3 protein-coding genes are annotated in these 1,787 nt (G+C 66.8%); all 3 read left to right on the top strand.

The features are described 5' to 3' along the window. Nucleotides 1-225, top strand: a 225-nt coding sequence (locus tag VGF64_06050) for a hypothetical protein (GenBank protein ID HEY1634300.1), incomplete at its 5' end; no start/stop codon positions are given. Nucleotides 226-306: 81 nt separating this feature from the next. Beyond that, nucleotides 307-1,329, top strand: coding sequence for a 2Fe-2S iron-sulfur cluster binding domain-containing protein (locus tag VGF64_06055; GenBank protein HEY1634301.1), 1,023 nt, complete (start codon nucleotides 307-309; stop codon nucleotides 1,327-1,329). A gap of 24 nt (nucleotides 1,330-1,353) precedes the next feature. Next, nucleotides 1,354-1,787: hypothetical protein (locus tag VGF64_06060; GenBank protein ID HEY1634302.1), on the top strand; the 434-nt coding region annotated here is incomplete at its 3' end.

The following is a 1,787-nucleotide window of genomic DNA, read 5'->3' on the forward strand; positions in this document are numbered from 1 at the left end:
TCGGATCTCGGCTACGTGCGTGACGACGGCGAGACGCTGGTCCCGCAGCCGCACCTGGATCTCGATCCGAAGAAGATGTGGACGCTGAAGGAGATGAAGGGGCACACGGTGCAGAGCCCCAACATCCTCCTCAACGAGATGTCGCCCGAGGACCGCGAGGCCCACGTGGCGGAGTACAAGCGGGGTGGCCCGGCCGGCCGCAAGCCTGCGGAGGCCGCCAGCTAGCCCGGGGATCTGCCGAACGTGAGGCGATCGGTCTGAAACGCATGACCGGTCGCCTCTTCGGCACTCCTGGGGCACGACGCCATGGGTGAGACATTTCAGGTCCGGCTCGAGCCGGTCGGCATCGAGTTTGAGGTCGACGAGGACGAGACCGTTCTGCGGGGCGCCTTCCGGCAGGGGCTGATGCTCATGCACGGCTGCAAGGAGGGGCAGTGCGCGGCGTGCAAATCGTTCCTGCTCGACGGCGAGGTCGACCTCGACAAGTACTCGACGTTCGCGCTCAACGACTTCGAGAAGGAGGAGGGGTGGACGCTGCTCTGCCGCGCCCACGCCGTCACCGATCTCGAGGTGGAGCTCATCAACTACGACGAGGAGGTGCTGCGCTCCGGCGTGGCCCTCCAGACGCAGTCGATGCGCGTGGAGGCGATCGAAGAGCTCACCCATGACATCCGGCGGCTGGTGCTCACCGGCGACTCGGTCACCTTCAAGCCCGGGCAGTACGTCGACATCACGATCCCCGGTACTGAGGACGTGCGGTCGTTCTCCATGGCCAATCTTCCCGACAACGGCAGCCTGGAGTTCATGATCAAGCTCTATCCCGACGGGCAGTTCTCCGGCCTGCTGGCTGACGAGCGGCTCAAGCCCGGCGACGAGGTCCAGGTCACCGGGCCCTACGGGGTGTTCACACTGCGCGAGAAGTCCGAGCGCCCGCTGCTGTTCATCGGCGGTGGGGCCGGGATGGCGCCGATCCTGGGGTTGCTGCGGTCGATGGCGGAGCGGGGCAACGAGCGCCCGGCCGTGTACTACTACGGCGCCCGGGGCCCGGCCGACCTCTTCCACCTCGAGGAACTGGCCGAGCTCGAGCGCAGTCTGCCCAACTTCCGCTTCGTTCCGGCCCTCTCGCACTGCGACGAGGAGGTCGACTGGGACGGGGAGCGGGGGCTCATCACTGACGTCGTCGCCAGGCTCGAGGAAGAGCTGGGCGAGGTGGACGCCTATCTGTGCGGACCGCCGCCGATGGTCGATGCCGCCATCGCGATGCTGGATCAGAGTGGCGTCCCCGAGTCGCGGGTCTACTACGACAAGTTCACGACCACCGCGCCGTGAGCGCGGAGAGGAGAGAGACAATCGATGGCAACCGACACTGAAGCGCCCGTCACGGAGCGCAGCGTTCCCAAGCCGGTGTTCACGGACGCCGAGGCCGGGGCCAAGGAATTCCCCTCCTCGACGAGTCGCAGCTACAACTACTACACGCCGGCCAGGCGGCGGGCGACGGTCTACGAGGACGTGACCGTGGACGTCCAGCCCGATCCCGACCGCCATCTGCTCCAGGGGTGGATCTACGGCTTTGCCGACGGCACCGGCGGCTACCCGCAGGAATGGACGGCGCTGAGGTCGTCTAACTGGCATGCGTTCCTGGACCCCAACGAGGAATGGGAGCAGACGATCTACCGCAACAACGCCAACGTGGTGCGGCAGATCGGCCAGAACCTGGCCAACGCCAAGGCGGCCCGCGCGTTTGACGGCTGGAACCGCGGCTGGATCAAGACCGTCGAGCGCCACGT

Source organism: Acidimicrobiales bacterium (assembly GCA_036491125.1).
Taxonomy (GTDB): Bacteria; Actinomycetota; Acidimicrobiia; order Acidimicrobiales; family AC-9; genus AC-9.

What these genes read in the sequence shown, in the direction of transcription:
- VGF64_06055 (HEY1634301.1), top strand. Translation starts at nt 307, where the DNA reads ATGGGTGAGACATTTCAGGTCCGGCTCGAGCCGGTCGGCATCGAGTTT.